The organism is Streptomyces sp. NPDC046931, assembly GCF_040644655.1.
GTDB lineage: Bacteria > Actinomycetota > Actinomycetes > Streptomycetales > Streptomycetaceae > Streptomyces.
Genome location: NZ_JBEYWX010000029.1, coordinates 71,958 through 80,660 on the forward strand (window position 1 = coordinate 71,958; position 8,703 = coordinate 80,660).

Genomic DNA, 8,703 nt, shown 5'->3' on the forward strand with positions numbered 1-8,703 from the left:
ACCCTGTGAGCAGCCTGAAATTAACCTATGAGGAACCATTGCCGCAGGTCAGCGCGTGCATCCGGACCACAGCGGCATCGCCTCTTCAGCCGCACGCCTTCCCCGGGAACGCATACCCGGCAGTCGGCCCGGCGATACTCAGTTCGTCGTTCACCTGAACGACGATCTTCCGTTCGACGACCGCGGCAGGCGGACGGACACCGACCGACCGGCCCTGCGAGCCCCGCGCGTCCCGCCGAGCGACCGCCGGGCCCGAGGGGGATAGCCTTCCGCTCGTACGGGTGACCCCCGTACAGAACGGACCGGCCGAACACGTCACCCCGACGCCCGGCCCGACTCCGCGCGGGACGAAGGGGGTTAACGACAGAACCGCACGTCAGGTTCCGCTTCGACTTCATTGCCCGCCATGACCTGCCGTGATACACACAGTGACCGTGTACCCCTTCCGATACCGCCCCGTGCCCCCATGAGGGGCCCCTGGGGGCCGAAGGCAAGGGACACATACGAAACCCGCCAACCAATGACGCCAAGTCGACATACGACGGCGTCGTTGTCGGCGAGAATGACCGTGACCTCTGCGCGCGTGCCAGGGGCTACGGAACTACCCACCAGGGGCGGTGACTTACATGCAGCTCGCGGCCGCAAAAGGCGACATCAACACGATCATCGGCGGTATCGCCCCGGACTGGGGCCCGTTCGGCAGCCTGGGCAACGAGGCTCGCGTGATGGTCGAGGTGGTGATGGCCATCGCCATCCTGCTCTGCCTGGCCATCGCGATCTGGGGCGCGGCCAAGCAGCGCATCGGCGCGACCGCCCTGCGCGACACGTTCAGTGCCGAGCAGGGCAAGGGCCTGATCATCGCGGGACTGACCGGCGTCTTCATCATCGGATCGCTCGGCACGCTGTTCACGATCGTGTACGGCATGGCCGTCTAGGGCGGTCCCGGACCGCCACGACCCGCCAGGCGCGCCGTCAGTCCCGTGCCGGACCGCCCGGCTTGCTCCTTCGACCCATCCGTCCGTCGCGCCCACCGGCTGAGGTTGCGTTTCCCTGATGTCGAGTCACCACACCGCGCCCGCGCGGGAACCAGCACGGCTACCGTCGTACTTCTACGCGTTTCCGCACAAGCGCGGAACGACCACGAGTTCGAGGGGGCGTACGCGGCGTGAGTCCCGGTGACGGTGCCTCCGGCGGGGGCGAGGGAGAGTACGGCGGCGTCGGGCAGACGCGGACACGGCTGCCCGACCGGGCCGGTGACGTGTACGGGGGCGCCCGGCGGGGCAGGTCCTCCTCACGCAGTCTGGTCACGGTCGTCGGGGTGGTCGTCCTGCTGATCGCCGCGATCGCCTTCGCCAACCGGGGGGGCGACTCCTCCTCGGACGGCAAGAGCGACGACAAGGCGGGCGCGGCCCCCACGGCAGCGACGGGCACCCGCCCGGTCCGCTCGACCCCGGGCAGCATCCCCTCCGGCTACCCCCAAAACGAACAGGGGGCGCAGTCGGCTGCGGCTAACTATGCGGTGGCTTTGGGTTCCACGGGAATGTTCGGCGCGAACGAGCGACACGCGATCGTCAATGCCGTGTACGCCCCCGCCGTCGCCGCCGCCCGGCAGTCGGATCTCGACAAGGCGTACTCGAGCGAGAAGTTCCTGACCAACATCGGCCTCAACAAGGACGGCACGGCACCCAGCGGCGAGAATTTCGTCTCACGCATCATCCCGGTGGGGACCAAGATCACTAAGTACAGCTCCAAGAACGCGGTCGTCGAACTCTGGTACACGTCGCTGTTCGGGCTGTCCGGCGAGAACTCCACGAATCCGGTGTCCGAGAGCTGGTACACGACGACATACCAGCTGACGTGGATCAACGACGACTGGAAGGTCACCGACTTCACGCAGAAGGACGGGCCCGTTCCAGTCGGACGCGACCAGAAGGCATCTACCGCCGACGACATGACCAAGGCCGTCGAAGAGTACGGAGGGTTCACCTATGCCCGCTAAGGATCGCGTACTCAAGATCGTCGTCGCGGCCACCGCCATGCAGACGGCCATGGTTCTGTTGGCCACACGCGCCCTAGCCGCTCCCAGCCCCACCCCCTCACCGTCCACAAGCAACGACCCTTGCGACCTCATCCGGGGCCCCGCCAAGGACTACTGCGAGAAAGGCAACTCCTCCGGCTCCGGCGGCCCCTCCAGTGAACTCCCCGGCAGCCTCGACCCCCTCTCCTCCCTCGCCAAGGGCTGTGCAGACGCCGCCTCCTGGACCGTCAACAAGCTCAGCGAGGCCGTGAAGCAGACCGCCAGCGTCGACTTCACCAACCAGGCCTTCCTGCACCAGTACGAGATCGTCTTCGCCGCCTCGGCCATCCTGACCCTCCTGCTGTGGCTCCTGGCCGTCGCCAAGCGGGCGGTCCGCGGTGTCCCCTTCACCACCGCCGTGTCCGAAGCCGTCGGCTTCCTCTGGCTCACCGTGCTCGCCTCCGCCTTCACCCCGCTGATCCTCTACACGGTCGTCTCGGCGACCGACGGCGTCAGCGAGGTCCTCGCCAAGACCACGGGCGACCAGACCCAGACGTTCTTCGGCGCGTTCTCCGGCGCTCTCAGCAAGGGAACGGACATCGGCGGCGGCCCCATCATGCTGATCCTGGTGTCGCTCGTCTCGATCCTCGCCGCGGGCGTCCTGTATCTGGAGCTGTTCCTGCGGGCGGTCCTGCTGTACGTCGGCGCCCTCCTCGGCGTGGTCGTCTACTCGGGCCTCGTCGACAAGAACCTCTGGGGCCACGTCCGCCGCTGGGCGGGCATCATGATCGCCGTCATCCTGGTCAAACCGGTGATCGTCATCGTGCTCGGCCTCGCCGGCGCCCTCGCCACGGACAAGGGCCCGGACTCCCTCGCCGCCGTCGTCTCCGGACTCGCCATCATCCTGCTCGCCATCTTCGCGAGCGCCATGATCTACCGGTTCGTCCCCGGCTTCGGCGACGAGATCGCCGCCTCCCGCAACAACCGGGTCATGCAGGGCGCCGAGCGCAAGGCCGCGGCCGTCATCAGCTCCCCGGCCACCCTCGTCGCCCAGGGCATCAAGACCCACAGCAGCCGCGCCGACACCGGCGGCGGTCAGGGCGGCGGCCAGCCGCCCCGCCCCGCCAACCCGGTCACCGGCGGCGTGGCCGCGCACAGCACGCGCGCCCCGGGCGGCGGACCCGTCACCGCGTCGGCGCCCCCGCCGCGTAGCAGTCCGGCCGACACCCCGCATGCCGGCAGCACCCGCAACAGCAGCACCAACCGCACAGGAGGTGAAGGGCGTTGACGACCGAGTCCCACTTGTCGCATCCGGTCACGCCCCGCCGGACCTATCTGATCGGCCGCGCCCGGCCGAACGCGATCGTCGGCCGCAACCGCGAGTCCGGTGAGATCGTGCTGATCATCGCGGGCGCGTTCCTCGGCATGATGTGCGGACTCCTCGTCCCGGTCCTGTCCCTGCGCATCGTGCTCCTGATGGGCTTCCCGCTGCTCGCGCTGGCCGCCGTGTACATCCCGTACAAGCACCGCACCTTCTACAAGTGGTTCGAGATCAACCGCAGTTACAAGCGGAGCCTGCGGCAGGGGACGACGTACCGCAGCGCCGTGATGGAGGCGGGCACCGGGCTCGACGGGCGTGAGATCGAGGTCGGGCCGCCGCCCGGCATCGGTCGGATCACCTGGCTGGCCGCTCCCTTCGGGCCCGACGAGATCGCCGTACTGCTGCACGCCGACCGGCGCACCGTCACCGCCGCCATCGAGATCGAGGGCCCGGGCGTCGGCCTGCGCGACAGCGAGGACCAGGAGGCCCTCGTCGACCGCTTCGGCACGCTCCTGAAGCACGTGGCGAACGGCGACGGCTTCGTCACCCGCCTCCAGATGCTCGCCCGCACCCTGCCCGCCGATCCGGACGCACACGCCAAGGACGTCGCCCAGCGCGGCGACGACCGCTCACCGGCCTGGCTGCGCCAGTCCTACGACCAGCTCCAGTCCATGGTCTCGACGAGCAGCGAGCAGCACCGCGCCTACCTCGTCGCCTGTATGCACTACACCCGCGAACTCGCCGCCGAGGCCCAGGCCATGGCCCGTGCCGCGCGGCCCCAGGGCGGCAAGAAGGTCGACCGGGACGCGGGCCTCGCGGTCGTCATGGCGCGCGAGCTGACCGACATCTGCTCCCGTCTCCAGGAAGCCGACATCCGCGTACGGCAGCCGCTGGGCCAGGGCCGGCTCGCCTCCCTCATCCACTCCATGTACGACCCGGACCACCCCATCGACCACATCCAGGCGATGACCAAGCGCAACGCGTGGCCCGCCGAACTGGACGCCATGGAGGCCACCTACCTCCAGGCCAAGACCCGGGAGTCGTCGACACGCGCGCCCTGGTGCCATGCCACCGCCTGGGTCAAGGAGTGGCCGATGACCCCGGTCGGCGTGAACTTCCTGGCGCCGCTGCTCGTCCACACCCCGGACGTCATCCGGACCGTCGCCGTCACCATGGACCTCGAGCCCACCGAGGTCGCCATCGAGCGCATGCTGACCGAGAAGACGAACGACGTGGCGGAGGCCAGCCGCGCCGCCAAGATGAACCGCACCGTCGACCCCCGTGACATCGCCGCCCACTCCCGCCTCGACCAGCGTGGCGAGGACCTCGCGAGCGGCGCGGCAGGCGTCAATCTGGTCGGCTACATCACGGTCTCCGCCCGCTCGCCGGAGGCCCTGGCCCGCGACAAGCGGACCATCCGCGCCTCGGCCGGCAAGTCGTATCTGAAGCTGGAGTGGTGCGACCGCGAGCACCACCGGGCCTTCGTCAACACACTCCCCTTCGCCACCGGCATTCGGAGGTAAGGCCCTGATGCGGGATCCGCTGTCCGTCCTGACCGACGCCTTCACGTCCTTCCTCTTCGGCAAGGTCGAGACGACCCGGCTGCCCGTTCGCACGTCCACGGGCCAGGCCCAGGCCGTCTACCTGCCCACCGCCGCACCCGGCCTGGGCGACTCCGGCGTGATCATCGGCCGTGAGGTCTACTCCGGGAAGGGCTACATCTACGATCCCTTCCAGCTGTACGGCCAGCAGCTCCCGGCGCCGCACTGGCTCGTCCTCGGCGAGTCCGGCAACGGCAAGTCCGCGCTCGAGAAGACATATGTGCTGCGCCAGCTCCGCTTCCGCGACCGGCAGGTCGTGGTCCTGGACGCGCAGGGCGAGGACGGGGTCGGCGAGTGGAACCTCATCGCCCAGGAACTGGGCATCACCCCCATCCGCCTCGACCCGACGGCGGCCCTGAACCACGGAATCCGCCTCAACCCGCTCGACCCCTCGATCACCACGACCGGCCAGCTGGCACTGCTGCGCACGATCATCGAGGTCGCGATGGGACACGGGCTGGACGAGCGGTCCGGCTTCGCACTGAAGGTCGCACACGCCTACGTCAACGAGACGATCGTCGAACGCCAGCCGGTGCTCACCGACATCGTCGACCAGCTGCGTCACCCGGAACCGGACTCGGCGGAGGCGATGAACGTCGCCCTGGACGACGTACGGGCCTGGGGCCTGGACGTGGCGCTGGTCCTGGACCGCCTGGTCGACGGTGACCTGCGGGGCATGTTCGACGGGCCGACGACGGTCGGCATCGACCTGGACGCGCCGCTGATCGTGTTCGACCTGTCCCACATCGACCGCAACTCGATCGCCATGCCGATCCTGATGGCGATCGTCGGTGTGTGGCTGGAGCACACCTGGATCCGCCCCGACCGGAAGAAGCGCATTTTCCTGGTCGAGGAGGCCTGGCACATCATCAACAGCCCGTTCGTCGCCCAGCTGTTCCAGCGGCTGCTGAAGTTCGGCCGAAGGCTCGGTCTGTCCTTCGTGGCGGTGGTGCACCACCTCAGCGACGTGGTGGACGGAGCGGCGGCGAAGGAGGCGGCCGCGATTCTGAAGATGGCGTCGACCAGGACGATTTATGCCCAGAAGGCGGACGAGGCACGGGCCACCGGCCGGGTACTCGGTCTGCCGAGGTGGGCCGTGGAGATCATTCCGACCCTGACGCCCGGCATCGCGGTCTGGGACGTCAACGGCAATGTGCAGGTGGTCAAACACCTGGTCACGGAGACGGAGCGGCCGCTCGTCTTCACCGACCGCGCGATGACGGAGTCGGCGAGCGACCGTCAGGCGGACGACGCGCTGCGCGCCGCGGAGCTGGAGGCGGAGGAACGGGCGGCGGCGTTCGTGGAACAGCGGATGGGCGACCTGGACGGCTCGTCCGAGTCCACGGTGGCTTGAGACTGGGGCCCCTATGAGACCAGGCACGGAGCGGCAGGAGCAGCAGGACGGACAGGGAGGCATCCCCGACGGCCTGTTGGTGGGTGTGCTGGCCTTCCTGCTGGGTGTGACGCTGATGGTGTGGACGGCCACAGGCCTCGCGGGCTGGTTCTCGCAGGGCTCCTGGCCGCATGGCGTCCGGTTCAGCCGTACGCCCGTGGCCATGCGCCATCTGATCGCGCGGCCCCACGACATCCCGGGCGCATGGCCGGACGCACCGGCCGGCCAGCTGTCCGGGTACGGACTGTTCTGGGGCCTGTTCATAGGCGAACTGATGGTGATGTTCGTGGTGACCGTGTTCGCGATCGGCACGGTGGCGCGGTGGAAGACGGTACGGGCGCGGAAGAAGGCGGTGGCCGCGGCGGGCGGCGCGGACGCCGGTGCTCCGCACCCTGCGTACACCGGCACTGCTCCCCCTCCGGCCCCGGCCCCCCGCCTCGCAGGTGAACACCCGGCAGAGCGGCCGGCAGCGGGGCCCCCCGCGGGACAGGAGCACCCCGCCGTGGAGCACCTCGCGGCGGACTCGCCAGCGTCCCGGCCGCTCCCGCTCACGGCCGTAGCGGAGCGAAGACCTCCCGCCCCGCCGATCGGTGCCGGCCCCGAACGGCCCGGCTCCACCGCCGCGCGCACCGTCCCGGGCACTTCCACGTCCGTGGTCCTGGGCACCTCGGACATCCGGCACCCCGTGGCCGCCCAGGCCGTCCATGACGCCGCGGGCCCCGCTCTCGTCATCACCTCCAGCCCCGCCCTGTGGGCCGAGACCAAGGACGCCCGCGCCAAGCTCGGCCCGGTCCTCCTCTACGACCCCTCGCACCTGTGCGACACCCCGGCACGGCTGCACTGGTCTCCGTCCTCCGGCTGCGAGGACAAGGCGACCGCCGCGGCCCGTGCCGCCGCGCTGCTCGCGCCCGTACGCCCCACGGCCCGGATCGACCAGGCGGTCGCCGATACGGCGGAAACGCTCCTGCGGAGCTATCTGCACGCCGCCGCGATAGACGGCCGCACCATCCGGCACATCCACCGCTGGGCCCAGGGCAACCAGGTCCAGGAAGCGGTACGGGCGCTGCGTACGCACCACAAGGCGTCCTCCGGCGCGGCGGGGGAGCTGGAGGCGGCCCTCACCTCGTACCCCGAACGTCGCGACATGGCCCAGGAGTTGACCGCGCGCGCCCTGTCCTCCCTGTTCACGGTCAATATCCGAGAGGCATGCACATCCAACCGAAATGACACCCTCGCCTTGGATTCCTTCGTCAACGAAGGGGGCACGCTTTATGTGGTCGGTGAATCCATCGAGGACCCGAGACAACAGCCCGGCGCGATGCCGCTCCTGACGGCTCTCGCCTCCAGCGTGGTCGAGCGCGGCCGGCGCATGGCCGAACGGTCATCCTCCGGTCGGCTCGACCCACCACTCACCCTGGTGCTGGACGACGTGGCGGCCGTGGCCCCTCTGCCCCAGCTCCCGGAACTGCTCTCCACCGGAGCGGACCGCGGTCTGCCCACCGTGGCCCTGCTCCGCTCCCGCGAACAGGCCCGGGCGCGCTGGCCGCGGGACGAACTGCCGGGGTAGCGCCCGCTAGTCCCGCTCGATCGCCATCTCCAGCTCGGAGTCCCCCGAGTCCTCCGCCAAAGGGACGGTGAGCCCGGTCGGCACGAACCCCATCTTGCGGTAGAAGGCCCTGGCCCGGACGTTGTCCTCGTGCACGATCAGCCGCACCCGCTCGGCGCCACGTCCCCACGCCCACTTCAGACCGGCCTCGAACAGCTCCTCGGTCAGCCCGCTACCCCGGTGCTCGGGCCGGACGAACACCCCGACGACGTGCCCCTGCCTCCGCTCGACGGGGAAACCGGCCCAGTCCTTGCTCCCGGCCTCTTCGACCAGAATCGTCAGGGTGCCGGCCCAGTGTCCGTCCGAGCCCTCCGCGATGAACTGCCGGGCGCCGGAAGCCCCGTCGGCACTGTTCGCCGTCCGCTCCCGCCAGAAACTGTCCGGCCTGACCGAGGCCTGCTCGAAGGAGTCGAGGAACGCGATGTGCGCGACCGGGTCCTGAAGCGCGGCAAGCCGCAGCTCCTTCACCGCGGGCCACTCGTCGGGGCGTATGGACCTGATCTCATAAGGCATACGGGCCACAGTAACGACCGGACGCGACAGGTGCGGCCCCATTTTTTTCCGAGCGCCGCCACACCCACCCACCGGCCGCAACTCAGCGGGCACCCACCAGGTCACCAGGGTCAGCCGTCCAAACGCAGAAAGCCCCCGTGCCGAATGGCACGGGGGCTTTCTCAAGAATTGTTCGGCGGCGTCCTACTCTCCCACAGGGTCCCCCCTGCAGTACCATCGGCGCTGTAAGGCTTAGCTTCCGGGTTCGGAATG

The 8,703-nt window shown here is 69.6% G+C and carries 7 protein-coding genes and 1 rRNA gene; 6 read left to right on the forward strand and 2 right to left on the reverse strand.

Annotation, left to right across the window (positions count from 1 at the left end):
* The first annotated feature begins 626 nt into the window (after nt 1–626).
* The 6 genes from ABZ876_RS33720 (at nt 627) to ABZ876_RS33745 (ending at nt 7,899) form a co-directional block, all read left to right on the forward strand.
* Complete coding sequence (locus ABZ876_RS33720; protein WP_234518138.1) at nt 627–935, forward strand: hypothetical protein; 309 nt, start codon at nt 627–629, stop codon at nt 933–935.
* 230 nt (nt 936–1,165) lie between these two features.
* Nucleotides 1,166–1,999, forward strand: coding sequence for a hypothetical protein (locus ABZ876_RS33725; protein ID WP_361788936.1), 834 nt, complete (start codon nt 1,166–1,168; stop codon nt 1,997–1,999).
* Nucleotides 1,989–3,305, forward strand: a complete 1,317-nt coding sequence (locus ABZ876_RS33730; protein ID WP_361788938.1) for a hypothetical protein — start codon at nt 1,989–1,991, stop codon at nt 3,303–3,305. Before ABZ876_RS33725 ends, ABZ876_RS33730 begins: the two co-directional genes overlap by 11 nt.
* Nucleotides 3,302–4,861 (forward strand): SCO6880 family protein, encoded by a 1,560-nt coding sequence (locus tag ABZ876_RS33735; protein WP_361788940.1) that lies wholly within the window; start codon nt 3,302–3,304, stop codon nt 4,859–4,861. Before ABZ876_RS33730 ends, ABZ876_RS33735 begins: the two co-directional genes overlap by 4 nt.
* A gap of 7 nt (nt 4,862–4,868) precedes the next feature.
* Nucleotides 4,869–6,293 (forward strand): ATP-binding protein, encoded by a 1,425-nt coding sequence (locus tag ABZ876_RS33740; protein WP_361788942.1) that lies wholly within the window; start codon nt 4,869–4,871, stop codon nt 6,291–6,293.
* A gap of 13 nt (nt 6,294–6,306) precedes the next feature.
* Nucleotides 6,307–7,899 carry a type IV secretory system conjugative DNA transfer family protein gene (locus ABZ876_RS33745; RefSeq protein ID WP_361788944.1) on the forward strand — a complete coding sequence of 531 codons (1,593 nt, stop codon included), beginning with the start codon at nt 6,307–6,309 and terminating at the stop codon, nt 7,897–7,899.
* Nucleotides 7,900–7,905: 6 nt separating this feature from the next.
* Here ABZ876_RS33745 and ABZ876_RS33750 read toward each other — a convergent pair whose 3' ends face one another.
* Both ABZ876_RS33750 and rrf read right to left on the reverse strand, forming a co-directional pair.
* Nucleotides 7,906–8,451 carry a GNAT family N-acetyltransferase gene (locus tag ABZ876_RS33750; protein ID WP_361788946.1) on the reverse strand — a complete coding sequence of 182 codons (546 nt, stop codon included), beginning with the start codon at nt 8,449–8,451 and terminating at the stop codon, nt 7,906–7,908.
* A gap of 170 nt (nt 8,452–8,621) precedes the next feature.
* A 5S ribosomal RNA gene (gene rrf / locus ABZ876_RS33755) occupies nt 8,622–8,703 on the reverse strand; the annotation flags it as partial.

Coding starts and splice junctions, on each gene's coding strand:
- ABZ876_RS33730 (WP_361788938.1), top strand. CDS start 1,989: ATGCCCGCTAAGGATCGCGTACTCAAGATCGTCGTCGCGGCCACCGCC.
- ABZ876_RS33740 (WP_361788942.1), top strand. CDS start 4,869: ATGCGGGATCCGCTGTCCGTCCTGACCGACGCCTTCACGTCCTTCCTC.
- ABZ876_RS33720 (WP_234518138.1), top strand. CDS start 627: ATGCAGCTCGCGGCCGCAAAAGGCGACATCAACACGATCATCGGCGGT.
- ABZ876_RS33750 (WP_361788946.1), bottom strand. CDS start 8,451: ATGCCTTATGAGATCAGGTCCATACGCCCCGACGAGTGGCCCGCGGTG.
- ABZ876_RS33745 (WP_361788944.1), top strand. CDS start 6,307: ATGAGACCAGGCACGGAGCGGCAGGAGCAGCAGGACGGACAGGGAGGC.